We start from the raw sequence: 23,666 nt of genomic DNA, 5'->3' as shown, positions 1-23,666 counted from the left end.
AATCAGAGTACATGTCGCTTAATCTACATGGACTGATAAACAATTTTATTAAAATCTTTGTCGTTATTTTATGATTTTAATAAAATTGATAACCTAGCCCGCTTGCATCGACAACGTACGCAACAGGCTTTGGAACGCTTTTTCTAGCTCCGTTTGCGCTACATTACACTTCTTTTACGTCCATTCAGGCGAGCGGATGGGATGTTTGGCTTAGTGTGCTGTATGTAGCGGTCATCGTTTCCGCTATTAGCTTCGTTTGGTGGTACAATGGCATTCAAAAAGTAGGTGCTTCGACCGCCTCTATTTTCATTAACGTGATGCCCATTTCCGCCGCCATCATGGGTACGATCTTTTTTAATGAACAGTTGAAGCTCGCTCACATCATTGGAGCGGCGTTCGTATTCGGCGGCATTTTATTTAATATTTACAGCAAACAAACACGCTTTTCTATTCAACGGCAGTAGGCAAGAAGTTTCCCACCTCTAAGCGGAGGGAAGGCGGAGTTGCTAAGAGGAGAATCGATGAATTGGAGCGCACTGTGGAATGTTGTTTCTGTGTGAAATAGGTGTAATACGACAAAAAGGGAAGTGTAAAATGCCCATAGGCGACGTCATGCCTCTCTTTTTTGCGATCGTATTTATTTGTTCTAACAAAAGACGAAACAGGAAATTACAAAAAACAGAAAAATCGAGCCAACGGTTACAGCTTACCGAACAGAAGGAAACGATAAATTAAGAAAATTTCCATAAAACCATTTACAACGTTACATGTTTTGGATATAATTTACTTCGTAACATGATTTCGGAAGGAGGATGAACAAAATGAAAACAATGATGAAACGAACAGCACGTACAACTAAACATCCACAAACGATTCGACCTTCCGAGCCTGTTACGGTGATTTTCGTTTAAATAGTCCAACGAACGCCGCGGGAAGGAGATCGTTTGTTTCCGCGGCGTTTTTTCGTTTTTTAGCCGCGGAATGCGCCATTCCCGCGGCTTTTTTATGCCTTAAAGCCGTGGGAACTCTCTGCTCTCGCGGCTTTTATTGATGAAAGGGGGGAAAGACGATGACGATCCATTTATGGTTTGTGACCATCACCATTCAGCGGCGAAAATGGACGATGGAGGAGATCGAACATGAACGGCTTATCCGGCAGATCGAAGAAGAATTGACAAACCGGAAATGCTTGTTGCACCGATGGTTTTAAAACTTATCATCTACAAATTTAAAGGAGGAATGCACAATGGAAATGCGATGGATATCTTTTACATTGTTAGATAGGGAGATGGAAAGCGGCTAGATGATAATGACCAAACGAAGGGGATGATCCAATATGTTTTCGGTATTGTGGAAGCTGCGTTTCTTTTTTAAGCAGCATTGGAAACGATACGTCATCGCCATTGCCCTCTTAATGATAGGGGGGATGATAGAAACGATTCCGCCGAAATTGCTTGGAATCGCGATTGATGATCTGTATGCCGATGGTCTTACTAAAGGCAAGCTTATGGAATATGTCGGATGGCTCATCGGGTTGGCGTTAGTGATTTACGGCGTCAACTATATATGGATGTATCAGTTGTTCGGGGGTGCGTTTTTATTAGAACGAAGCATGCGTTCCCGCTTTATGAAACATTTATTACAAATGACCCCGACGTTCTACGAAAAAAATCGCACCGGTGACTTAATGGCACGGGCGACGAACGACTTGAAGGCGATCGCCAACACTGCGGGATTCGGCATTTTGACGCTCGTCGATTCAAGTGCGTTTATGCTCGTCATTTTATTCACGATGGGCTTCACGATCAGCTGGAAGCTGACATTTGCGGCGTTGCTTCCGCTTCCTATGATGGCGGTGGCGATGAATATGTACGGAAAAAAAATTCATGAACGTTTCACGAAGGCGCAAGATGCGTTTGGTGATATGAACGATTATGTGCTCGAGTCCATCTCGGGCGTCCGCGTCATTCGCGCCTATGTGCAGGAAAAAGCGGACGAAGCAAGGTTTCAGGCACTTACGGAAGACGTATTTCAAAAGAATAGGAAAGTCGCCCAAATTGACGCACTCTTTGACCCGACCATTAAGTTGCTAGTTGGTCTGAGCTATTTGATCGGATTAGGGTACGGTTCGTATTTCGTATTCCATCAAGAGATCACGCTCGGGGAGCTCGTTTCCTTTAACGTCTATTTAGGGATGATGATTTGGCCGATGTTTGCGATTGGCGAGCTCATTAACGTCATGCAGCGCGGCAACGCCTCTCTTGACCGTGTCAATGAAACGCTCGCCTATGTTCCTGATGTGCAAAACGATCCTGACTCTTGTTCCGTCGAGGTACCGGAGTCGATTGTATTCGATCAAGTCGGATTTCGCTACCCGTCCTCAAACGTTCAAAATCTAGAAAACATCTCGTTTGTTCTTCGGCGTGGGCAAACGCTCGGGATAGTCGGACGAACAGGAAGCGGAAAAACAACACTTGTCAAACAATTGCTCCGGCAGTATCCGTTAGGAACGGGATGCATTACGATCTCGGGCGTCCCGCTTGCACGAATCCCAATGGAGCAAGTGCAGCGATGGATTGGCTATGTGCCGCAAGACCATGTCCTATTTTCGAAAACAGTAAAAGAAAACATTTTATTTGGACACAAGGAGGCGACCGACGAGGAACTAAATCAAGCGATTGATTTAGCAGCGTTTCGCAAAGATATCGACAGGCTTCCAGAAGGGATTCATACGTTAGTCGGCGAAAAAGGCGTTGCCTTATCAGGAGGACAAAAACAGCGGCTTTCGATCGCTAGGGCGCTACTTATCGATCCAGAAATTTTAATTTTAGACGATGCCTTGTCCGCCGTCGATGCGAAAACGGAAGCGGAGATTATGGAAAACATTCGCTGCGCCCGTGCCGGAAAAACGACGATCATTACGACGCATCGTTTATCGGCAGTCGAGCATGCGGATTGGATTCTCGTGCTAGAGGACGGAAAGGTAATCGAGGAAGGCACTCATACGCAACTGCTTGCCAAAAACGGGTGGTATTATGAACAATGGATCCGCCAGCAAGTAACAGCGGCGGAAGAAAGTGAGGTGTGTGGATGAGCGTCGGAAAACGGCTATTTGCCTATGCCCTTCAATATAAAAAAATGATGATGTTGGCGCTGTTCATGCTCGCTGTTTCGGTTGCTGCCGAATTGACGGGGCCGTTTATCGCTAAAAAAGTGATTGACCAGCACATTTTAGGGATCGAGTTGCCTTGGTATGAAGCAGCGAAAGGAGATAATGCCGTTTTTTATCAAGGGCAATGGTATAAGCGCGATCGCTATTTTAACCAAGGAGAAAAGAAGGGGAAAGAAGTGCGCGTTTTGCAAGTGGGACGGCATTACTACTTTGTTGCCCAACCGGTCGCCTTTGACGGCAGCCGCTCTGTCCGAGACGGTTTTCTTATGATTCGCAAGGGGGGCGAAGCGGTTTCCTATCCGGCAAAAAAACTAAGCACGAACGAGCTGATGCGCTTTTATCGGCCAGAAATTTACCGGATCGTGTTTTTGTTAGGCATTTACATGGCACTGCTCGTTGCAGCGACTGCGTTCCAATACGGACAGCGTTATTACTTGCAGATGACCGCCAATCGTATCATCCAGAAAATGCGAAACGATGTGTTTGCGCACATTCAACGCTTGCCGATTCGTTATTTCGATCGTTTGCCGGCAGGAAAAATTGTCGCGCGCGCAACGAACGACACCGAGGCGATTCGCGAGCTTTACGTTACCGTATTGGCGACATTTTTTACAAGCTTGATTTATATTACCGGCATTTTTATTGCGCTATTTCTTCTAGACGTCCATTTGGCGGCTGTCTGCCTCCTCCTTTTGCCGATTTTGGTTGTATGGATGAAAGTGTACCGGAAATATGCTTCGAAATACAACCATATCATTCGCTCGCGCTTAAGCGACATTCATGCGATGATTAACGAATCGATTCAAGGGATGACGGTCATCCAAGTGTTCCGAAGACAAAAAGAAACAGAGCGTGAGTTCGAGGAATGGAATACCGAATATTTCACGTACCAAAATAAACTTTTGAGCCTAAATGCGCTTTTGTCGCATAACTTAGTCGGCGTGCTCCGCAACGTGGCATTTGTCGCGCTCATTTGGCACTTTGGGGGGAATTCATTAAGCGGCGGAGCCATTTCCATGGGCGTATTGTACGCGTTTGTTGATTATCTCAACCGCCTGTTCCAGCCGGTGACAGGCATGGTCAACCAGCTTCCGAACTTAGAGCAGGCACTTGTCGCAGCCAATCGAGTCTTTGCGCTTCTCGATGAACGAGGCGATGAGGTGTATGAAGGAGAAATGCCGCGCTATAAAGGGAATGTCGTATTTGAAAACGTCTATTTCGGCTATAAAGAAGGCGAGTACGTCTTAAAAGACATCACGTTTACCGCCAAGCAAGGCGAAACGGTGGCGCTCGTCGGCCATACCGGTTCAGGGAAAAGCTCGATGATGAACTTGCTGTTTCGTTTTTATGATATTCAGAAAGGGCGCATTCTGATTGATGGGGTCGATATTCAAACGATGCCAAAACAATGGTTGCGCAAGCATATGGGAATCGTGCTGCAAGATCCGTTTTTGTTCACTGGAACGATCGCTTCGAATGTCAGCTTGCACGATCCGGGGATTGGTCGCGACAAAGTGGAACAAGCGCTGCGCGACATCGGTGCGGAACAGTTGCTACAAAACTTGCCAAATGGTTTGGATGAACCGGTCATTGAAAAAGGGAGCACGTTATCGTCCGGACAGCGTCAGCTCATCTCATTCGCCCGCGCCTTGGCGTTTGATCCGGCCATCTTAGTGCTTGATGAAGCGACTTCCAATATCGATACGGAAACAGAAGCAGTTATTCAGCAAGCACTCGACGTGTTAAAACAAGGACGGACGACGTTTATTATCGCCCATCGGTTGTCTACCATTAAAAATGCCGATCAAATTCTCGTATTAGACCGTGGCATGATCATCGAACGTGGCACCCACGACGAATTGATGAAAAAGAAGGGAAAATATTATCAAATGTATCAGCTGCAGCAAGGGCAGCAAACAGTAATACACGCAGGATAAACGAATGTCGTTTCAAAAACCGACCGTGCTAGGCGTGTTGCTTACTCATTAAAAACTTGTTGATATCACTCTATTTCTAGCTTTTCTGCCGTAGTCGGCAAGCGGTTCGCTTGCCGACTGGGCATGCTGTACGCATCCCTCCTCGAACAACGAGCCGCTTCCCGCGGTGTTGTTCGGTCGCCCGACAGTCGAAAAGTAACGACGCAGTAAAAGTGGTAAAGCTTCAACGTGCACCTATATAGTGAGACTTTCGCTGCTATTACACCATACTCAACTTGCTTTCTGTGCCATATGTTCTTGAATGACGGAGTGAACGATGTGCAGCGAGTCCCATTCTCCTAAAGAAAAAACGGTGATAGGATATTTTTTTGGGAAAAGCGTGGCTTGAATTTGTTTTGGGGTCATTCCCTTTTCATAGAGATGAATAATTTTTTCTTGAATTTCTAATAAATACGCTAGTTTTCGCTGTAAAGCGGTGCGTCCGTCTTTTATATAACCGGCATGGGCGCAAAATACTTCGTTAAAATCGTACGTTAACACTTTTTTTAAGGAGTCAATAGTGGTAGGAATGCTTTCTTCGCGCAAGATGACTTTTGTTTTTTCTTGGCAATATAAATCGCCAGTAAAAAGCTGTCCAGTTTCCCGATTGAAAAACGCTAAATGATCGACAGCATGTCCTGGTGTGTCAATCACGTCCCATGTAGCATGGCGAGAGGAGAACGTTGTTCCGATCGACTTTGCTTCGAAAGGTGGGCGCTTTCCCCAAAAAAATTTTCGGTACATTGGGTAATCTGGTTTTGTACGACAGTAGTCAATCATGATTTCGTTCATAAAAATCGGCAGCTGCCGTTCGTTTTGCAAAAGCGCTGCACACCCTGTATGGTCTTCGTGAAAGTGGGTAATCATCACTTGCTCGATATCTAACGGTTTGAAAAATTGCGTAAATTCTTTTGCTAATGACGCTGCCCCTGTATCGATCAGCACCCCGTCCGTAGCAAAGCAATACACTGTTAACCGAACTCCTTGAAATGACAGCGAACCTTTAGCGATTTGCACCCCACTGACCGTTTCGTGTGCGAATGTTTTCTTGACGAGCATAGTATCCCTCCAAACGATTTTCGTGTTTCCATTATAACACAAAAGAATGAATATTCATTCATTTTTCTTGAAAGGTAGGAAAGTATAAAATTTTACGATTAGGTGGAGCGATGTCTAGCTCCAAGCGCCATCGGCTCGAGTCGTTCCGCCTCTTCTTTCGGCGGCGACATATTGAGTTCGCTTCCTTGAAATATCCCACGCAAGCCAAAGCTTTGCTTTGGCTGAGCCTCCTCGGTGGGGCTTGTGCGATCTTCGCCGATAGGCGGGCGCTTTGCGCTTTTCTTATTTTGAAAAATGTCCGCAAGCACACTCGTCTTTGGATAGTACAGAAAGCTTATTTATGAACATTTTTGTTGCTAGTTATGGTAAAATGAAGAAATAGAAAGGTGAGGGGGAAAGGATAAAAAATGGTACAGCTTTCAAAGCGCATTTCGGAGCGGGCAGTATCGGTTTGGCGAATACATGCGTTCATTCGGCTCGCGATATTTTTCCTTGGATATAGCCTCATTTCGTTTTTTCTTTGGCGATTCGGTGACCTAAAATGGCTCGTTTTGTTGCTTGCTGTTTTGTACCTTATTCATTTTTCTTTATCTGTTGTGTTCTGGCCGCGCTGGCGTTGGCAACGCTGGCGTTACGATATACGCGAAAAAGAAATGGAAGTCGAATGCGGGGTATGGACAAGGAGGCGTACACTTATTCCGATGAGCCGTGTTCAGCACGTTGATTTCAGGCAAGGACCGTTGTTAAAAAAGTATCAACTCGCTTCGGTCGTTATTTTCACAGCAGCAACAGTACATGAAATTCCCGCGCTTGATGAGCAGGAAGCCGAGCAGTTATGTCATATAATCTCAACATTTGCCAAGGTGGACGATCGCGATGTTTGAGAAAAAGAGACTTCATCCAATCACAATCGTTTCTTCTATTGCGAAACAGTGGAGAGATTTGTTGTTGCCGCTGTTTATGGCCGTTGTGCTGAAGGCTCGTGACGTGTCGATGATTTGGAATATCGCCGTTCCGGCTGTTGCACTTTTCTATACGACACTCGCCGGATTTTTTACATGGCTACGTTTCACGTATCAAATCGATGATGAAGAGCTACGCATTGAACATGGGGTATTCGTTCGCCAAAAACGGTCCATTCCTTTCGAACGCATTCAAGGGATTTCTCTTTCCATCGGCTTTTTTCAGCGGTTGGCCGGAGTCGTCCAAGTACGTATCGAAACAGCGGGCAATGAATTAGGAAAAGCAGAAGCGGTTTTGACGGCAGTGACGAAAGAAGAGGCAGAGCAAATCGCCCAGCACATTCGAAGAGCGAAAGAAAAGGGCGATTCGGCTGAAGCGCTTCCGCTCGCTTACCGCTCTACACATCCTGATGATATCGCTTTCTCTCTTCGTTTTCGCGACGTATTTTTATTATCGGCTACAAGCGGAGGGGTGTTTGGTGCACTAGCGGCTATTTCCGCCTTTTTGTCTCAACTAGACGATGTTATCTCGTACGATGTGTTATATCGCGATATGCAAGGGGTAATTCGTAATACGTTGGACGGTGCGCTGGCGCTTGTTGTTTTATTCCTCGTCGCCTACGCTCTTTCCGTTGGACGCCATCTGTTGCGCTATGCGTTTTTTACGGTTCGAAACCAAAAAGAGACGATTATTATTTCCAGAGGACTATTTGAAAAACAACTGCTTACGGTATCAAAAAAGCGAGTGCAGGGGATAATAATGAAAGAAAACGTCATTCAACGTTTGCTTGGCTGTGTTTCTGTGCATATCATTCATGCAGGTGGTTCGTTAGATGGTGGAGAGAATGGGAGTATCGTTCTTTGTCCGTTTGTGAAAAAGGAACGAGCGGTTTCGGTTATTGCCGCTTGCTTTCCGGAGTACTGCATTCCCCAGCAATTTCAACCGCTGCCTCACCGGGCACGTGTTCGCTATATGCTTCGGCCTGTGTATGTATTAGCCATTCCGCTAGGTGCAGTGGCTTATTTTTTCCGACCGTGGGGGATCGGATTGCTACTTTTATTGGTTGTTGCTAGTTATCTTGGCTATAAAAGCTATCAAATGGCAGGGTGGGCGATTTCAGGAGAGCAGCTCGCTTTGCGAAACGGTATGTTTCGTATCGAAACAATGTATACGCGAAAGCACCGCATCCAATCAATGGCACTTTCCGCCACGTGGTTTCAAAAACGGAAGCGGCTTCGCACACTTTCCGTCGCTGTGATGCCTAGAATGTTTTTCAAAGTCACCGATGTGGATGAAAACGAAGCGGAGGCAGTGTATACGTGGATGCAGTAGAGGATCTGTTCACAAAAATCAAAAGAAACTAGGGCGTATGTCTTGACAAATAGATACTACTATATGATAATAAATATCGAATTAAAATTATTATAATTAAACGAACCAATATTCTTAGGAGGTAGATGAGCAATGTCTTTAATCGGAAAACAAGTACAACCATTTAAAGCGATGGCGTTTCACAACGGGGATTTCATCGAGGTAACAGACGAAAACTTCAAAGGAAAATGGAGCGTTGTTTGCTTCTATCCAGCGGACTTTACATTCGTGTGCCCAACAGAGTTAGAAGACTTGCAAAACCAATATGCAACATTAAAAGACCTTGGGGTGGAAGTATACTCTGTTTCGACAGATACACATTTCACCCATAAAGCATGGCACGATACATCGCCAGCGATCAGCAAAATCGAATACGTAATGATTGGCGACCCTTCGCAAAAACTATCGCGCATGTTTGAAGTATTAGATGAAGAAACAGGTCTTGCGCAACGCGGTACGTTCATCATCGATCCAGACGGTGTCGTGCAAGCGGTGGAAATTAACGCAGACGGTATCGGCCGCGATGCAAGCACAATCGTCAACAAAATTAAAGCAGCACAATACGTGCGCAACAACCCAGGCGAAGTTTGCCCAGCAAAATGGCAAGAAGGAGCAGAAACGCTTAAGCCAAGCCTTGACCTTGTAGGGAAAATTTAAGGAGGCTTATGTCATGATATTGGATGCGGAAATTAAAGCGCAGCTCGCCCAATATCTACAACTGATGGAAAATGACATTGTGATAAAAGTGAGCGCGGGAGACGACAAAGTTTCCCGCGACATGCTTTCGTTAGTCGATGAACTAGCGGCAATGTCATCGAAAATCAACGTAGAGAAAACGACGCTTGAAAGAACGCCAAGCTTTAGCGTCAACCGCGTTGGGGAAGAAACAGGCGTTGTCTTTGCGGGAGTGCCTTTAGGGCATGAATTTACGTCGCTTGTCTTAGCGTTGCTTCAAGTAAGCGGAAGACCGCCAAAAGTCGATCCAGCAGTTATTGAGCAAATTAAACACTTAAAAGGCACGTACCGTTTTGAAACGTACGTCAGTTTGACGTGCCATAACTGCCCAGATGTCGTCCAAGCATTAAACGTGATGAGCGTCTTACATCCGAACGTGTCGCATACGATGATTGACGGGGCAGCGTTTAAAGACGAAGTGGAACAAAAAGGCGTCATGGCGGTGCCGACCGTCTTTTTAAATGGTGAGCCGTTCGCTAGTGGCCGCATGTCGCTTGAGGAAATTCTTGCGAAATTAGGAAGCATACCAGACGCTTCCGCCTTTGCCGACAAAGATCCGTTTGACGTGCTTGTTGTCGGCGGCGGACCTGCAGGGGCAACGGCAGCGATTTATGCAGCGCGGAAAGGCATTCGGACAGGCATTGTTGCGGAACGCTTTGGCGGGCAAATTTTAGATACGTTAGGCATTGAAAACTTTATTAGCGTAAAATATACCGAAGGTCCGAAGCTTGCCGCAAGCCTTGAAGAGCATGTCAAACATTACAATGTGGACATTATGAACTTACAGCGCGTTCAACGGCTAGAAAAGAAAGATTTGATTGAAGTGGAGCTAGAAAACGGCGCTGTGTTAAAAAGTAAAACGGTCATTATCGCCACAGGTGCGCGTTGGCGCAATCTTGGCGTTCCGGGCGAGTCGGAGTTTAAAAACAAAGGGGTGGCTTACTGCCCGCATTGCGACGGTCCGTTGTTTGAAGGAAAACACGTCGCGGTCATTGGCGGTGGCAACTCTGGAGTAGAAGCAGCGATTGACCTTGCCGGAATCGCTAAACATGTGACGGTTCTTGAATTTGCGCCAGAATTAAAAGCGGACGCGGTGTTGCAAGACCGGTTGTACAGCTTGCCGAACGTAACGGTCATCAAAAATGCGCAAACGAAAGAAATTGCTGGGACAGACAAAGTCAATGGCATCACGTATATCGACCGAGCAACCGGAAAAGAGCATCACATTGAATTACAAGGCGTATTTGTGCAAATCGGCCTTGTACCAAATACCGAATGGCTAGATGGAGTCGTGGAACGCAATCGGTTCGGCGAAATTATCGTTGACAAACGAGGTGCGACAAACGTCCCAGGCGTCTTTGCGGCAGGGGACTGCACGGACAGCGCATACAAACAAATCATTATTTCGATGGGTTCAGGCGCTACCGCCGCATTAGGGGCGTTTGACTATCTTATCCGAAATTAAAGAGAGCCACTGGCTCTCTTTTTGCTATTCTAACGTAGTGCGTGATCGATTTCTTGTAAAACATCCCCGATTTTTCGGTTATGGATAGTGAGATCTGCCCAATCGTCTAGTTCGGTCGGTTCCATATTCACGATAACTAATTTTGCCCCGCTTCGTTTAGCGATGACAGGAAGCTCGTTAGCTGGTGATACTTGCAAAGAAGAGCCGAGCACGATCCATAAATCGGCTTGTTGTGCTGCTGTCCACGCTTGGTCAATTGCAAAAGATGGCAGCGATTCGCCAAATAAGACGACGGAAGGGCGCAAAAAGCCGCCGCATGTGCACTCAAACTGTTCGTCTACATATCGTTTCACATCGTACGTTTGCTTACAGCGCAAGCAATAGACGGTTCGCAACGTCCCGTGCAATTCGACGACATTTGTGCTGCCAGCTTGTTGGTGAAAGCCGTCGACATTTTGCGTGACGATTTGATGAATAATCCCTCGTTTTTGCCAATCTGCCAAAATCGTATGCCCAATATGTGGCTGGCATTCAAGAAGCGTGCGAATGCGATATTGGTAAAACGCGACAAATTCCTCGCGGTTATGTTTTAGCGCATACGTACTCGCTAATTGCTGTGGATTTTTCGTATGCCAAAGCCCCGTTTTTGCCGAACGAAAATCGGGCAACCCGCTTTCTGTCGACATTCCTGCGCCGGTAAATACGACCGTAGTCGTTGATTCTTTTAGCCAGTTTGCGAGCATCTTTTTCCTCCTTTGCACAAATAGTTTGATAGTTATATAAACTTCTACGTTCGTTCCTTCTGTCCTTGTGTGTTTGTATATTTTTGCTAGAAAAATAGGAATTTTGCCTCGATTGCATGAGAAGAAACGCATGGTATACTTTTTAATAAGGGCACAGCTAAGGAAACTTAGCGTCGCAAAGCTAGAGGGGCTAAGGGGAAACCTACGCCAGCCAGCTGCCATTACCAAACAAATGAATCATTACATCTAAAGGAGGAAACGGTAATGTTCAAAAAAGGATTGCCAATTTTACTAGCTTCGATGCTTGTCGCATCGCCTGCGTTTGCGGCAAAGCATGATGGAAAACACGTTGCGAGAACGAAGCATGTAGAAAAAAGCGAGTTTGTAGTGAAAAAGCTAGCGGAGAAAAAAGAGAAAAGAAACGTAGAAAAAGAGAAGCGAGAATTAGCAAAGCAGAAAAAAGAGCAACAAATGCTTGCAAAAAAATTAGCAGAATTGAACAAAAAAGTCGGGAAAATCAGTGAGCGAATGAACAGCGTAACCGCTGAAATTCAAGCGCTTAGCGAGTCGAACACCCAACCAGCACCAACAACGGACACAACGCCGACGGATTCCACAACACCAACATCAGACCAGACGCAAACACCGAGCGATCAAGCAAATGTAACGACGAATACTGCTGGCGAAACGTCGACAACAAGCGATACAACAACAATTACGAGTGATACAACAACGACAACTTCACCAACGGTAACCGATACCAAACCAGCGGTGGAGAAAGAGGACGAAGGCGACAATGAAGAAGCAAAACAAGAGCAAATTGACGAACTTATTGGCAAACTGCTCTCGCTTTCTAATCAACTGAAAGCGGTGAAAAATGAAATCCGTGCATTGGAAAAGAAAGTCGGTTCTAATGACCAAGGCATTCAACAGTTGAAAGAAAAAGTGAAAGTGTTGGACGAGCAAGTTCAACAAAACAAAAAAGCGTTACTTAATCTTTTATAAAAGGGGCACCTAATCGGGTGCTCTTTTTTCTGTGAAAATAAAGGGTTCATGAACGGTTATTTTCATTCTTGGGTGGCGAGAAAAACTTCCTCATGGGTGTTTTATTAAACGATTGACAGACGGACACGATATGGAATATGATGTAATTAGAAATTCATCTAAATATCTATTCTTTTGTTCGATATTTAGAAATTTGTCTAAATATCTAAAAGAAAGTTGGTGAAAAAGATGTCGTTTAACGAGGCGTTTAAAGCGATTGCCGATCCGAACCGCCGGAAAATTTTGTCGCTACTAAAAAAAGGAGACTTGACGGCAGGAGAAATTGCGGAACACTTTGATATGCAAAAGCCAAGTGTTTCCCATCATTTGAAAATATTAAAACAAGCCGATTTAGTCGAAGACCGCCGCGTTGGCCAGCACATTTATTACTCATTAAACACAACTGTTTTCCAAGATTTAATGAGTTGGTTTTACGATATATTACAAAAAGAAGGGGATAAATCATGAAAAAGTATTGGTTTATTATTATTCTCATTGCATGTAGCTACGTATTGAGTTTAGTTGCGATTCCATATTTACCAAACGAAGTGACCGTTCATTGGAACGCTGCAGGGGAAGCAGATGGTTTTATGAACAAATGGTGGGGAGCGTTATTATTTCCGATCTTTTTAACAGGAATTGTCGCTCTCGTCATCTTTTTACCGAAAGTTGATCCACGAAAAGAAAACTACGAGAAATTTGAAAAAGTATATCGCATTTTTTTGCATGTATTTGTCCTCTTTTTGTTTAGTCTACATGTAGTAACACTCGCATACAATATCGGGTTTTCTGTGCAAGTCGATGTCGTGGTGCCAATTGGAGTTGGGGGATTGTTTATTGTCCTTGGCAATTATATGCCGAAAATTAAACCGAATTACTTTTTCGGCATTCGCACTCCTTGGACATTGGAAAATGAGGAGGTTTGGCAAAAAACGCATCGTGTCGGAGGGAAAGTGTTTGTTATTATGGGGGTATTGGTTATGCTGACGGTATTTACAGAAAGTGTATGGCGCTTTGTTCTTCTCTTAATCATCGTGTTTGGTGGCACGATGTATCTGTTTATCCAGTCGTATATCTTTTCGCGTAAATGAACGGGGGGATCGTGTTGTTTTGGATGTTTATTCAGTTGTTTCTTTCCTTGTTTGTTCCTTTCGCGCTTATCATATATGGAAGGAAAAAAGGCTGGCTTTCTTGGAAAGCGTTCGGTGTTGGTATGCTTATTTTTGTGTTATTTTCACAAGTGCTCGAGAAAATCGTTCATATACTTGTCATGGATCCAAGTGGAACATCATTAAAAGGCACAGATAACGTTTGGGCGTTTGTTGCTTATGGGGCGTTAGCAGCTGGAGTATTTGAGGAAATTGGTAGGTATATCGGATTTCGTTTCATGTTAAAAAACCATCGGACATTCGGAGACGGATTATCGTTTGGGATAGGGCATGGAGGAATGGAAGCTGTGCTCATTGGGGGGCTTAGTGCCGTAAATATGATGGTGATGTCTCATCTCGTTCAAACAGGTCAGTTTGAGCAAGTTGCTTCCTCTCTTCCCGCTACACAAGTGGAGATGCTCAAAACCATGTTAAATCAGCCAGATTGGGTGTATGTATTAGGTAGTATCGAGCGAATGTTTGCGATCGCGATCCATATGGCCCTTTCTCTTCTTGTTTTATACGGGGTTCGGAAGGGGCAATTTCGTTATGTAGTGTATGCGATTTTCATTCATGCGTTGATTGATGTTGTCCCTGCGTTATACCAAGTGAAAATCATTTCCAACGTTTGGACGGTCGAAACGCTCCTCGCTTTCATCGCAATCGCTTCGCTTGTTTTCATTCGACGCATGAGCGAAAAGTTCCATTGCTTTTCCTGAATGTTCGCTCGATGGCACAAAGATTTTCGTTAGTTTGGACTAAATATCTCCCTCGCTTATTGGCGAGGGAGATTGCCAATGTTTTAGCCGTTTTTTCGTTCCACAAGGTTAATGCCAATCCCCATGAATACGACGCCCATGAAAAATAAGATGCTCATCGGGTACAGCAATTCTGTAATGGAGCGACCATAGACAGCAGCCCCTTTGAGTAGCTCCATGCCGTACGTCAATGGAACGATTTTTGATAGTGCTAATAAAACGTTAGAAGAAACGATTTCTAACGGCCAATATGCCCCGCCAATCATCGCCATGCTGACGGCAAGGAGAGAAATGAGCGCTTGAAATTGTTGCTCATTTTTAACGAGGCCGACAAGCAACATCGAAAAGGCGACGAGCGAAAACACATACGGTACTAACAAGACGAGCAGTTCGGCAAATTGCCCGTGGAAACGAATGCCTAACCCAAAACGAAACACGGAGAAAATGAGTACGATTTGAAGGTAGCCAATCATAAAACTATACAGCAGATTCCCTGTGTATATTTCCCATTTTTTGAGACGGGAAAGAATCATTCGGTTCCACACCCCTTCGCGTTTTTCTTTCAATAGTTGCAGCACTTGAAACGCGACGGTATAAATAACGAAAAAGAGGGAAAAGCCGAAAATCGGCTGCAGTTGTGAATCGATCGTCACCGCATGCTTTCCGCGGAAATTCATCGTTTTCACCGTGAACGCAGGATGCTCTTTTGCTTCGTTTACGATATTGATAGCTTTTTCGACTGGAATGTGTGCCTGTGTAGCGATGGCGTTTGCTTGCTCTTTTTCGCTATATACTTTTTGGACATACTGCCGTAGAAAAAACGTATTTCCTGTTTGCGAGGTGATGATTAACGTAAAATCATGGTTGGAAAGCTCTACCCCTGCTTCTACTTTTCCTTCTTCCACGAGCGTGCGCATTTTGCTTTTTTCCATTAGTTCGAAGCGGAACGATGGCGACTTGTTCAGCGACTGAAGGAGTTCGTTTGTTTCGTGCGAAGCAAGCGTGCTAACAACCGGTACTTTTATTCTCTTTTCACTAGAAGCACCAATAACGGAAGCCATCACAATGCAAACGATCGACATAATAATGACCATCCAAGGGTTTCGTAAAAACAGCCGAAATTTCGCCGATAAAATGCTAATCACGATTCGTTCCCCCTTTTCGGAAAAGCCCATATCGATAACAACAATGTCGTGATGCTAAAAAGGGATAAATATATGACCGAGTGGGCGATGTCGCTAAAATGGTACCCTTGTAGCAGTTTTAAATAGGCGTTCATGCTTGCCCCGTTCGGCGTTAGTGTTCCGATAGTGCTAATGAAATCGGACAATTGACCAGCAGGAAAATAGCTGCCACCAACAAGCGAAAATATCGTCACGAGAACGGTTTGGAAAAAACGCGATACTTGCTCAGAATTGACGCGGAAATTTAACGCGGTCAATAATACCGCTAACCCACCGACCGTTAGCGCAAGCGATACGGTCACGACGAAAAATGCAGGGATATCTGCCCATGTAATGTCATATATGATCGACGTTAAGCCGTACAAAATAAAGAGTTGCAAACATGCAAGCAGCGTCGCTGAAAGGAAAATGCCTGCCATATACGACCATCTTGACACATTGGCTAACAACATCCGGTCGAATACGTGGGAGCGCTTTTCTTCAAACGCATAACTTCCGACGTTTGAAGCGATATATAGAGCAAACATGACACTCATTCCGACCGTATAATAGGTGACCGCACGAATTGGCTGTTTTTTCGTCACCGTTTCCATTTTGCCATTTACATGAACGTCAACGATCGCCGAGGAACGATTGGCTATCCCTGCCTTGCCAAGAGCGGCAGCTAGCGAATAGTGTCGTTGAAACGCAGCAAGAATTTGCCCCACCATTTCAGCTGTCCACGCTTTTTCCTCGTTTGTATAAAAAAATAAGCGAGGGTGTTCGTTTTTTTGCAAAAGCATGTATTGTAGCATCTTGTACGTAAATCCATTCGGCACGCGAATGATCGCGGCGTAGCTGTCCTTTTGGCGGACTTTCTCTAGTTGAGCGGGTGGTACATCAATGATGCGAATATATTTTTTTACTGATTTGTCGCCAAACACGTCTTGTTTTAGTACGGTAATCGGCGCGATCGAACGAGCGGCTTCGATCAGCATTTGTTTTTTTTCTGTTGGAATGTTCATCGCGTCTATTTCACGCGTAAATGCTTGCAGCTCTTTTTGTTCGTCCCCTTCGTTCATAAACGCGATTTTCGCGTGAATGGCAGCGTGATCGCCATCCATGATATTTCCAAGCGCAAACCCTAAAATCGTAATTAATACAAGCGGCATTCCGAGGAGAATAAGCACTTCATGACGGTTTCGCACCAGCAGTAGCAGTTGTTTTTTGACAAACGCTCCAATCATTCGAATCCCCCTAATCACGTAATGCTCGACCGGTTAGATGTAAAAATACATCTTCTAGTGTCGGCGTTTTCATTTCGATGGACGTCAGCACGGTGTCAGTTTGTTCCGCTAGCTGGAATAATAGGCGGAAGACGTTCACTTCTTTTGGGGACAGCATCGTAATGACTCTGTCTTGGATAGCGATATGACGAACGACTGGCTGTGTACGCAATGCATGCAAAAACGATTCGTTTAGTTTTTCGACTTTTATTTCGACCGTATGCTCCGCGGACAAAATGTTTTTAATCTCGGCTGTTGTTCCTGATGCGATAATGCAGCCTTTATCCATAATGTAAATGCGGTTGCATAAAAACTCGACTTCTTCCATGTAATGGCTTGTGTAAAGGACAGTCATCTGTTTTTCTTCGTTTAACCGCTTCACGGTTTCTAAAATATAGTTACGGGATTGTGGATCAATGCCGACGGTTGGTTCATCCATAATTAATAGCTTCGGTTCGTGTAAAAGGGCAGCTCCGATGTTTAATCGCCGCTTCATTCCCCCAGAAAAGTGTTTCACTAAATCGTTTTGTCGATCGGTTAGTCCGATGAGCTCCAATATTTCCTCGACTTTTTTTTGCAGCTGTACCCCCGATAACCGATGGATGCGTCCGAAAAACCACAAGTTTTCTTTTGCGGATAAATCAGAATAGAGCGCAATTTCTTGTGGAACGATTCCTAACACGTTGCGAAGCATTGCTGGGTTTTTCAAGATGCTTTTTTGATGAAAGCGCACATCCCCGCTTGATGGGGGAATTAACGTCGAGAGCATCGAAATGGTCGTTGATTTGCCCGCTCCATTTGGTCCAAGCAATCCAACAATTTCCCCTTGTTCTAAATATAAATTGACCCGATTGACCGCTTTCATTTGTTTAAATTGTTTCGTTAGTTCTACTGCTTCTAACATTTTTTCTCCTCCTTCCGTTCTCATATGTATCGTACGATATTTTTCATTCGCTGCTTACTATCTTCCGTCATTGTTTTACCAACAGAGCTATGACTTTAGTCATTTTCTAAAAAAATAAACCGTCCAATAAGACGGTTATACAAGATCGTGTTTAATCGCGTAAATGGCTAACTGTGTCCGGTCGCGTAATTCTAATTTTTGTAAAATTTGTGTAATATGATTTTTAACGGTTCCGACGGATAAGTGAAGAGTTTCGGCAATTTCTTTGTTTGTTTTTCCTTCCCCAACTAATTGGGCAATGGCAAGTTCACGAGGAGTTAACGGAACGGTTACCGGCTCGCGTTTTGTACGTTCTAAAAGGCGCGGCACCACTTTCGCCGCTACTTCGTCATGAATTGTCATTCCGCCATTTATGCAGCTATAAATGGCATCGATGAGTTTTTGGCGTTCTGCCGTTTTTAGCAAAAATCCACTCGCTCCGTCTTTTAGTGCTTGAACGGCATATTCATCATCGTTAAACGTTGTTAACATTAAAATTTTAATATGTGGCCATCGTTTTTTAATGATTTTCGTTGCTTCTAGCCCGTTCATGACAGGCATGCGAATATCCATTAGCACAAGATCGACAAGGCGAGTTTCTATTTGTTGCACAGCTTCGAGTCCATTTGCTGCCTCTGCGATGACTTTCAGCTGTTCATCTTGCTCAATCATCATTTTTACCCCTTGTCTGACAAGCGCTTGATCTTCTGCGAGTAAAATACGAATCAAATTTATCCCTCCTTGATTGGAATCGTCCCTTGGACGGTAAACTCACTATCGGTTTGGAAAATATGCACCGTACCCCCGATTTGCTTGATGCGTTCCTGCATATTCGTTAGTCCAAACCCAAGCTGAAACAGCTTCGGGTGGGCAACTCGATTTTTGATGGAAAACTCTAAATCGCCAACGGCCGATTTTCCTAATGTGACAAACACTTCTCGTGATTGAGCATGGCGCATCGCATTCGTCAGCCCTTCTTGGATGACGCGGTAAAGAGCGATATTTTGTTCATTCGTTAGCTTCGCTGTTAACGCCCCTTGCTTTGTAGTAAAATGAACCATAATATGACTTTCTGACTCTAATTTCCGAATTAATTGCAAAACGGAGGAAATACCAGCATTTTCTTCTGTTTGTAGCGCTTTGACTGCTTGTCGTGTTTCCTCTAAACTTTCGCGCACAAGTGCTTGCAGTTGTTTGTATTCTTCTTTCCGTTCACGAATAGACAACATTTCTAGCTGCATGAGCAAGGCCGTTAATTTATGGCCGACGGAATCATGAATGTCGCGGGCAATTCTCGTCCGTTCTTCGAGCCGTGCTGCTCGCTCTGTTTCGTAGTAAGAGCGCTTTAAGCGCCGATACTCTCCTAATAGCTGCTCGTACATTTCTTTTTGTTCTTCACGTTCCTTTACGTATTCATTCAAAACAATCGCAATGGCGGAAAAAATGGCAAATGCAATGAGCCATTCGCTTTCGTTTGGCTGCCAGAGCAATGTGACAACGGCTGAACAGGAAAAAGTGATGGCTGCGAATATACGAAACGCTGAAACGTTCAGCTGAAAAATTGCCTCCACATAAAGATAAAGAAACATTAGCAAGATGTACATATTGTTCGCGAGCGGATGAAGAGATTCCTCCAGCAAAAGAAGACAGTCGATAAAAATGAATAGCAGAAGTGGACGTTTAGTAATTGGGAGAAAAAAATAAGCACTAATGGCACAGGCGCTTATGAATAAAATCGCTGGAAGCTTGCTGGCGTGCTGAAAGTGCTCATATAAATACCCAAGCCATAAAACAGCGAATACAAGCAGACGAATAATAAATCGTTTCATCGCTATGCCCTCAACTTTCTCATTGGTCTATTTTCTACCATACTAAAAGGGAAGGAGGGGCGTCAATACGAGCATTGCACCTATATGTTATGGTAGAATAAAAGTTACATATGACATGAGGAGGATTGGATAAATGAACCAACGCAATATTGGAAAATCTGGTCTAATGGCTTCGGAAATCGTGCTAGGGTGCAGGAGAATGGCAGATATGTCGGTTTCCGAACTGTCACGGTATATAGACGAAGCGCTCGAAGCAGGGATTACGATGTTTGACCATGCCGATATTTACGGGAAAGGGCGCTGTGAAGAGCTGTTTGGCGAAGTGCTTGCTTCTCGCCCTCATTTGCGCGACCGCATCCACATTCAAAGCAAGTGCTCGATTCGCGACGGCTATTATGATCTTTCGCAGGAACATATTTTAGCCTCGGTAGATGGGATTTTACAACGGCTGCAAACCGACTATTTAGATATTTTGCTTCTTCACCGACCAGATACGCTGATGGAACCGGAAGAAGTGGCAGAGGCGTTTGACCGGCTATATGCAAGCGGAAAAGTTCGCCATTTCGGGGTGAGCAACTTTAACAGCATGCAAATCGAACTATTACAAGCATATGTCGAGCAGCCGATCATTGTGAACCAAATGCAGTTTAGTATGATGCACGCGAATTTAGTGACGAGCGGTATTCAAGCAAACACGTTATTTGACGGGGCAGCTGACCGCGATGGCCATATTTTAGAATATTGTCGTCTAAAAAACATCACCATCCAAGCGTGGTCCCCGTTCCAATACGGCTTTTTTGAAGGAGTGTTCATTGACAACGAGAAATTTCCGGAAGTTAATGAGGTGCTTGGACGGCTAGCGGAGGAAAAAGGAGTAAGTAAATCAGCGATAGCGGTCGCTTGGATTTTGCGCCATCCAGCAAACATGCAAGTCATCGTTGGCACAACAAACGCCGCTCGTTTAAAAGACATTTGCCAAGCGAGCAACGTACAGCTCTCCCGCAAAGAATGGTACGACATTTACCGCGCGGCAGGGCATCGGTTGCCGTAATGATGAAAACACTTTTTTGGCAGTTGCCGAAAAAGTGTTTTTTCATTACGTAAATTCTGTAGAATTTTCGTTCAAAGACAAGAAAGTTTCCTCGGTGGGGCTTTTGCGATCTTTGCCGATAGGCGGGCGCTTTTCTTATGATTCGTCTCGCTTTTTTTCTAACGCCCGAAGTAAAACGTGCACGTTTTTTTTGTTCGCCATAATTGGAGAATAAATGTATGAAAATGTTCGGTGAAACGGCGGGTAGTTTAACCGAAGAAGGGATAAATGTCCGTGAGCAATATCGCGCATAACGACGCTGCGCGAAAGAAGCGACAGGGCACTGCCAGCGATGAGCGCCTCTTTAATGCCTTGGTTACTGCTAATAATCATGAGCGATTTTACTTTTAGCCCGTTCGAGCGAATAAAATGGTTAAAATATTCCCGTGTACCAGATCCGACTTCCCGCGTCACCCACGCTTGATTTTGCAAATCGGCAATCGACACTTCCGCCTTATGAACGAGTTCGTGATCGTTCGATGCGACAATAACGAGCTCGTCTTGCATAAACGCATGGACGGACAGTTCTTTTTCATTCGTCTGCCCTTCGATTAAGCCGATGTCGGCTTGAAACGAGCGGACAAGCTCGACGATTTCTTTCGTATTGCCAATAACGACTTCTAGTTCAAGCTCTGGGTAGTCGTTTTGCAGCTCAAATAAGAGCGGCGGCAAAATATATTCCCCAATCGTAAAACTAGCCCCGATTTTGAGCGTCCCTTTGACGGAATGGTGGTGCTCTAAAATATCTTGTTTCGTCTGCTCGTACAAGGCAATCATTTGCTTGGCGCGGTCGTAAAGCATTTCCCCAGTCGGTGTCATTTGTAGCCGTTTTGGCGAGCGAACGAACAGCTTCGTTTGAAACTCTTTTTCTAAATTTTTAATATGCAAGCTGACGCTAGGTTGGGATAAATGAAGAATTTCCGCTGTTTTCGTAAAATTTTTCACTTCCGCTAACGTCACGAACGTTTTTAATTCCTCGTAGTACACACCCATTCTCCTTTTAATTATTAAAAATATTAATAGCTTTCATAATTTATATTTATTTTACTAATTTTCAGTTTTACAGTAAAGTGTAGTAATAAACCACACTTAATTTATAGGAATAATAGAAATATGATTGATGCGAAAGCAAAGAGGTGAAGAGCGTGCAATTTCAGGTCACAAACAGTCCATTTAGCGAACAGCAAGTCGAATTGCTCAACCGGCTTTGGCCGACGTTGACGCCAGCGCAAAAGCTTTGGTTGAGCGGCTATTTAGCTGCCACCGAGACGGTCGGTGCAGCGGTACAGCAAGAAGCGCCTGTATCGAAAGAAGTGACGATTCTTTACGGATCACAAACAGGAAATGCACAAAAATTGGCGGAAAAAACAGGAGAAATGCTCAAAAGTCGTGGGTTTCAAGCCACTGTTTCCTCAATGCTCGATTTTAAACCAAACGAGTTGAAAAAAATCGACACGCTACTGATTGTCGTCAGTACGTATGGTGAGGGAGAGCCGCCGGACAATGCGCTATCGTTTTACGAATTTCTCCATAGCAAGCGCGCACCAAAACTCAATCATCTTCGCTTTTCCGTGTTGGCGCTTGGCGATACGTCGTATGAGCATTTTTGCAAAACAGGAAAAGATTTTGATAAGCGGTTAGAAGAGTTAGGAGGCAAGCGTTTATACGAACGTATCGATTGTGACGTCGATTACGAAGAAGCAGCAGCGAAATGGCTTAATGGGGTGCTTAGCGAGTTAGATAAGCAAGGAGCAGTTTCCGTCGTAGCTCCACAGCCGACACAAGCACAGCCAACCGCGCTTTATTCACGAAAACATCCGTTCGAAGCGGAAGTATTAGAAAATATCAACTTAAATGGACGCGGCTCGAATAAAGAAACACGTCATATTGAGCTATCGCTAGAAGGGTCGGGACTTACGTTTGAGCCAGGCGATGCGCTCGGTATTTTTCCGAAAAACGATCCGGAGCTAGTCGATCTGATTATTCAAGAGATGAGATGGGATCCAGAAACGCCGGTTTCCGTCGATCAAGAGGAAGAACCGTTGCGGGAAGCGTTACTATCGCGTTTAGAAATTACGGTATTGACAGAGCAGCTGCTACAACAATTAGCGGAGTTTTCGAAAAATCGCGATTTCCATGCGCTTCTTTCCGCTGAACAAGAAGCGAAGCGAAAAGACTATATAAAAGGGCGCGATGTATTGGATGTTCTCCGCGAGTTCGGCCCGTGGGAGATGACGCCAGGGCAGTTTATTTCTTCCCTACGGAAGCTGCAGCCGCGCTTTTATTCCATTGCAAGCAGCTTATTAGCGTATCCAGAGGAAGTGCATATTACCGTTGGTGCGGTTCGCTACGAAGCGCACGGACGGTTACGGAAAGGAGTGTGTTCGACGTTTTGTGCGGAACGCCTGCACATTGGCGACAAGCTTTCGGTGTTCGTTCATCAAAACCCGAACTTTAAACTGCCAAAAGATTCGAATACGCCAATTATTATGGTCGGACCAGGCACAGGGGTGGCGCCGTTCCGCAGCTTTTTGCAAGAGCGGGAGGCAATTGGCGCGAAAGGGAAATCGTGGCTGTTTTTTGGCGACCAACATTTCGTGACCGACTTTCTTTATCAAACGGAATGGCAAACGTGGCTGAAAAACGGCGTATTAACGAAAATGGATGTCGCGTTTTCGCGCGATACGAAAGAAAAAGTGTACGTCCAGCACCGGATGCTCGAACAAAGCAAAGAACTGTTCCGTTGGCTAGAAGAAGGGGCTGCCGTTTACGTTTGCGGCGATAAACAGCGCATGGCGCGCGACGTTCATCAAACACTTATTCATATTATTGAAAAAGAAGGAAACATGAGTAGCGAACAAGCAGAAGCGTATGTAGCGGACATGCAAAAACAAAAACGGTACCAACGCGACGTGTATTAA

The 23,666-nt window shown here is 44.8% G+C and carries 23 protein-coding genes, 1 pseudogene and 1 riboswitch; of the genes and pseudogenes, 14 read left to right on the top strand and 10 right to left on the bottom strand.

Annotation, left to right across the window (positions count from 1 at the left end):
- Positions 1–95: 95 nt before the first annotated feature.
- The 4 genes and pseudogenes from GGR02_RS01205 to GGR02_RS01190 all read left to right on the top strand — a co-directional run.
- Positions 96–464: pseudogene (locus tag GGR02_RS01205) on the top strand (DMT family transporter); the annotation flags it as partial.
- 605 nt (positions 465–1,069) lie between these two features.
- A complete protein-coding gene (locus tag GGR02_RS01200; protein WP_183182930.1) occupies positions 1,070–1,210 on the top strand; it encodes a YrzI family small protein in 141 nt (46 codons plus the stop codon).
- Between the two features lie 126 nt (positions 1,211–1,336).
- The gene (locus GGR02_RS01195) at positions 1,337–3,094 is read left to right on the top strand and encodes an ABC transporter ATP-binding protein (RefSeq protein WP_183182929.1); all 1,758 of its coding nucleotides are present in this window, start codon (positions 1,337–1,339) and stop codon (positions 3,092–3,094) included.
- Entirely contained in the window at positions 3,091–5,109 is a 2,019-nt protein-coding gene (locus tag GGR02_RS01190) for an ABC transporter ATP-binding protein (RefSeq protein WP_183182928.1), read from the top strand. Before GGR02_RS01195 ends, GGR02_RS01190 begins: the two co-directional genes overlap by 4 nt.
- 65 nt (positions 5,110–5,174) lie before the next feature.
- On the opposite strand, the gene GGR02_RS01185 is transcribed toward GGR02_RS01190, so the two are convergent.
- From GGR02_RS01185 to GGR02_RS17250, 3 genes are all read right to left on the bottom strand, one after another.
- Complete coding sequence (locus tag GGR02_RS01185) at positions 5,175–5,336, bottom strand: hypothetical protein (protein WP_183182927.1); 162 nt, start codon at positions 5,334–5,336, stop codon at positions 5,175–5,177.
- A 43-nt stretch (positions 5,337–5,379) separates the two neighbouring features.
- A complete protein-coding gene (locus tag GGR02_RS01180; RefSeq protein WP_183182926.1) occupies positions 5,380–6,207 on the bottom strand; it encodes an MBL fold metallo-hydrolase in 828 nt (275 codons plus the stop codon).
- 98 nt (positions 6,208–6,305) lie between these two features.
- A complete protein-coding gene (locus GGR02_RS17250; protein WP_188619052.1) occupies positions 6,306–6,515 on the bottom strand; it encodes a hypothetical protein in 210 nt (69 codons plus the stop codon).
- A 99-nt stretch (positions 6,516–6,614) separates the two neighbouring features.
- On the opposite strand from GGR02_RS17250, the gene GGR02_RS01175 reads away from it, so the two are divergent.
- The 4 genes from GGR02_RS01175 (at position 6,615) to ahpF (ending at position 10,741) form a co-directional block, all read left to right on the top strand.
- The gene (locus GGR02_RS01175; protein WP_183182925.1) at positions 6,615–7,091 is read left to right on the top strand and encodes a PH domain-containing protein; all 477 of its coding nucleotides are present in this window, start codon (positions 6,615–6,617) and stop codon (positions 7,089–7,091) included.
- Complete coding sequence (locus GGR02_RS01170) at positions 7,084–8,502, top strand: PH domain-containing protein (protein WP_183182924.1); 1,419 nt, start codon at positions 7,084–7,086, stop codon at positions 8,500–8,502. The genes GGR02_RS01175 and GGR02_RS01170 overlap by 8 nt, the downstream gene beginning before the upstream one ends.
- Before the next feature lie 132 nt (positions 8,503–8,634).
- Positions 8,635–9,198, top strand: coding sequence for an alkyl hydroperoxide reductase subunit C (ahpC, locus tag GGR02_RS01165; RefSeq protein WP_183182923.1), 564 nt, complete (start codon positions 8,635–8,637; stop codon positions 9,196–9,198).
- A 13-nt stretch (positions 9,199–9,211) separates the two neighbouring features.
- A complete protein-coding gene (gene ahpF, locus GGR02_RS01160) occupies positions 9,212–10,741 on the top strand; it encodes an alkyl hydroperoxide reductase subunit F (RefSeq protein ID WP_183182922.1) in 1,530 nt (509 codons plus the stop codon).
- Positions 10,742–10,770: 29 nt separating this feature from the next.
- Here ahpF and GGR02_RS01155 read toward each other — a convergent pair whose 3' ends face one another.
- Positions 10,771–11,484, bottom strand: coding sequence for an NAD-dependent deacylase (locus GGR02_RS01155; RefSeq protein ID WP_183182921.1), 714 nt, complete (start codon positions 11,482–11,484; stop codon positions 10,771–10,773).
- Positions 11,485–11,624: 140 nt separating this feature from the next.
- Positions 11,625–11,707: riboswitch (cyclic di-GMP riboswitch) on the top strand.
- 41 nt (positions 11,708–11,748) lie between these two features.
- Here GGR02_RS01155 and GGR02_RS01150 point away from each other — a divergent pair.
- From GGR02_RS01150 to GGR02_RS01135, 4 genes are all read left to right on the top strand, one after another.
- Positions 11,749–12,489 (top strand): hypothetical protein, encoded by a 741-nt coding sequence (locus tag GGR02_RS01150; protein WP_183182920.1) that lies wholly within the window; start codon positions 11,749–11,751, stop codon positions 12,487–12,489.
- Between the two features lie 228 nt (positions 12,490–12,717).
- Positions 12,718–12,996 carry an autorepressor SdpR family transcription factor gene (locus GGR02_RS01145; protein ID WP_183182919.1) on the top strand — a complete coding sequence of 93 codons (279 nt, stop codon included), beginning with the start codon at positions 12,718–12,720 and terminating at the stop codon, positions 12,994–12,996.
- Positions 12,993–13,619 carry an SdpI family protein gene (locus tag GGR02_RS01140; RefSeq protein ID WP_183182918.1) on the top strand — a complete coding sequence of 209 codons (627 nt, stop codon included), beginning with the start codon at positions 12,993–12,995 and terminating at the stop codon, positions 13,617–13,619. Before GGR02_RS01145 ends, GGR02_RS01140 begins: the two co-directional genes overlap by 4 nt.
- Positions 13,616–14,395: a YhfC family intramembrane metalloprotease gene (locus tag GGR02_RS01135; RefSeq protein WP_183182917.1), complete on the top strand. Its 780-nt coding sequence runs from the start codon at positions 13,616–13,618 to the stop codon at positions 14,393–14,395. Before GGR02_RS01140 ends, GGR02_RS01135 begins: the two co-directional genes overlap by 4 nt.
- 83 nt (positions 14,396–14,478) lie before the next feature.
- On the opposite strand, the gene GGR02_RS01130 is transcribed toward GGR02_RS01135, so the two are convergent.
- From GGR02_RS01130 to GGR02_RS01110, 5 genes are all read right to left on the bottom strand, one after another.
- Positions 14,479–15,579, bottom strand: a complete 1,101-nt coding sequence (locus tag GGR02_RS01130) for an ABC transporter permease (protein ID WP_183182916.1) — start codon at positions 15,577–15,579, stop codon at positions 14,479–14,481.
- The gene (locus tag GGR02_RS01125) at positions 15,576–16,844 is read right to left on the bottom strand and encodes an ABC transporter permease (RefSeq protein WP_183182915.1); all 1,269 of its coding nucleotides are present in this window, start codon (positions 16,842–16,844) and stop codon (positions 15,576–15,578) included. Before GGR02_RS01125 ends, GGR02_RS01130 begins: the two co-directional genes overlap by 4 nt.
- Positions 16,845–16,854: 10 nt before the next feature.
- The gene (locus GGR02_RS01120; protein WP_183182914.1) at positions 16,855–17,787 is read right to left on the bottom strand and encodes an ABC transporter ATP-binding protein; all 933 of its coding nucleotides are present in this window, start codon (positions 17,785–17,787) and stop codon (positions 16,855–16,857) included.
- Between the two features lie 135 nt (positions 17,788–17,922).
- Positions 17,923–18,555 carry a response regulator transcription factor gene (locus GGR02_RS01115; protein ID WP_183182913.1) on the bottom strand — a complete coding sequence of 211 codons (633 nt, stop codon included), beginning with the start codon at positions 18,553–18,555 and terminating at the stop codon, positions 17,923–17,925.
- A 2-nt stretch (positions 18,556–18,557) separates the two neighbouring features.
- Positions 18,558–19,655, bottom strand: coding sequence for a sensor histidine kinase (locus GGR02_RS01110; RefSeq protein WP_183182912.1), 1,098 nt, complete (start codon positions 19,653–19,655; stop codon positions 18,558–18,560).
- Between the two features lie 133 nt (positions 19,656–19,788).
- Here GGR02_RS01110 and GGR02_RS01105 point away from each other — a divergent pair, with 133 nt between their 5' ends.
- Positions 19,789–20,706: an aldo/keto reductase gene (locus GGR02_RS01105; RefSeq protein ID WP_183182911.1), complete on the top strand. Its 918-nt coding sequence runs from the start codon at positions 19,789–19,791 to the stop codon at positions 20,704–20,706.
- 135 nt (positions 20,707–20,841) lie between these two features.
- Here GGR02_RS01105 and GGR02_RS01100 read toward each other — a convergent pair whose 3' ends face one another.
- Positions 20,842–21,732, bottom strand: a complete 891-nt coding sequence (locus GGR02_RS01100; protein ID WP_183182910.1) for a LysR family transcriptional regulator — start codon at positions 21,730–21,732, stop codon at positions 20,842–20,844.
- A gap of 158 nt (positions 21,733–21,890) precedes the next feature.
- On the opposite strand from GGR02_RS01100, the gene GGR02_RS01095 reads away from it, so the two are divergent.
- Positions 21,891–23,666: an assimilatory sulfite reductase (NADPH) flavoprotein subunit gene (locus tag GGR02_RS01095; protein WP_183182909.1), complete on the top strand. Its 1,776-nt coding sequence runs from the start codon at positions 21,891–21,893 to the stop codon at positions 23,664–23,666.

The organism is Anoxybacteroides voinovskiense (assembly GCF_014196205.1).
GTDB classification, from domain to species: Bacteria; Bacillota; Bacilli; order Bacillales; family Anoxybacillaceae; genus Anoxybacteroides; species Anoxybacteroides voinovskiense.
Note: the sequence above shows the minus strand (reverse complement) of the source record. Positions and strands in the feature narration are given on the sequence as shown.

Bases quoted from the DNA above. Each gene is read 5' to 3' on its own strand.
- GGR02_RS01195 (WP_183182929.1), top strand. From the start codon at position 1,337: ATGTTTTCGGTATTGTGGAAGCTGCGTTTCTTTTTTAAGCAGCATTGG.
- GGR02_RS01110 (WP_183182912.1), bottom strand. From the start codon at position 19,655: ATGAAACGATTTATTATTCGTCTGCTTGTATTCGCTGTTTTATGGCTT.
- GGR02_RS01175 (WP_183182925.1), top strand. From the start codon at position 6,615: ATGGTACAGCTTTCAAAGCGCATTTCGGAGCGGGCAGTATCGGTTTGG.
- GGR02_RS01105 (WP_183182911.1), top strand. From the start codon at position 19,789: ATGAACCAACGCAATATTGGAAAATCTGGTCTAATGGCTTCGGAAATC.
- GGR02_RS01145 (WP_183182919.1), top strand. From the start codon at position 12,718: ATGTCGTTTAACGAGGCGTTTAAAGCGATTGCCGATCCGAACCGCCGG.
- GGR02_RS01125 (WP_183182915.1), bottom strand. From the start codon at position 16,844: ATGATTGGAGCGTTTGTCAAAAAACAACTGCTACTGCTGGTGCGAAAC.
- GGR02_RS01150 (WP_183182920.1), top strand. From the start codon at position 11,749: ATGTTCAAAAAAGGATTGCCAATTTTACTAGCTTCGATGCTTGTCGCA.
- GGR02_RS01135 (WP_183182917.1), top strand. From the start codon at position 13,616: ATGAACGGGGGGATCGTGTTGTTTTGGATGTTTATTCAGTTGTTTCTT.
- GGR02_RS01180 (WP_183182926.1), bottom strand. From the start codon at position 6,207: ATGCTCGTCAAGAAAACATTCGCACACGAAACGGTCAGTGGGGTGCAA.
- ahpC (WP_183182923.1), top strand. From the start codon at position 8,635: ATGTCTTTAATCGGAAAACAAGTACAACCATTTAAAGCGATGGCGTTT.
- GGR02_RS01120 (WP_183182914.1), bottom strand. From the start codon at position 17,787: ATGTTAGAAGCAGTAGAACTAACGAAACAATTTAAACAAATGAAAGCG.
- GGR02_RS01140 (WP_183182918.1), top strand. From the start codon at position 12,993: ATGAAAAAGTATTGGTTTATTATTATTCTCATTGCATGTAGCTACGTA.
- ahpF (WP_183182922.1), top strand. From the start codon at position 9,212: ATGATATTGGATGCGGAAATTAAAGCGCAGCTCGCCCAATATCTACAA.
- GGR02_RS01170 (WP_183182924.1), top strand. From the start codon at position 7,084: ATGTTTGAGAAAAAGAGACTTCATCCAATCACAATCGTTTCTTCTATT.
- GGR02_RS01155 (WP_183182921.1), bottom strand. From the start codon at position 11,484: ATGCTCGCAAACTGGCTAAAAGAATCAACGACTACGGTCGTATTTACC.
- GGR02_RS01190 (WP_183182928.1), top strand. From the start codon at position 3,091: ATGAGCGTCGGAAAACGGCTATTTGCCTATGCCCTTCAATATAAAAAA.
- GGR02_RS01200 (WP_183182930.1), top strand. From the start codon at position 1,070: ATGACGATCCATTTATGGTTTGTGACCATCACCATTCAGCGGCGAAAA.